The following is a 252-nucleotide window of genomic DNA, read 5'->3' as shown; positions in this document are numbered from 1 at the left end:
GCTCAATTCTGTCTTCTTTATTTGCAAAAGCATAATATAATTGCTCGCTGCCATCTTTATACTGACTATCAATCACCAGTTTTTTGCCATTATCTATAATAAGGGTATAAATATAAGGTAGTGTGCCCGCTGCATTCTGATCATCATATTGCGGTAGCATTTCATAATTCTCGACCTTCATTTTGCCATTGACCCTTTTGCTTTCAGTAATAGATAGCAGGCTTCTTGAGTTATATTCTTCCTCAATAATAC

The 252-nt window shown here is 35.3% G+C and carries 1 protein-coding gene; it reads right to left on the bottom strand.

Annotation, left to right across the window (positions count from 1 at the left end; genetic code table 11):
* Positions 1-252 (bottom strand): hypothetical protein (locus AAEZ05_RS29480; RefSeq protein WP_350650167.1); only part of this gene is annotated, 252 nt, incomplete at both ends.

The organism is Pseudomonas sp. HY13-MNA-CIBAN-0226 (genome assembly GCF_040310305.1).
In the GTDB taxonomy this organism is placed as follows: Bacteria; Pseudomonadota; Gammaproteobacteria; order Pseudomonadales; family Pseudomonadaceae; genus Aquipseudomonas; species Aquipseudomonas gregormendelii.
Note: the sequence above shows the minus strand (reverse complement) of the source record. Positions and strands in the feature narration are given on the sequence as shown.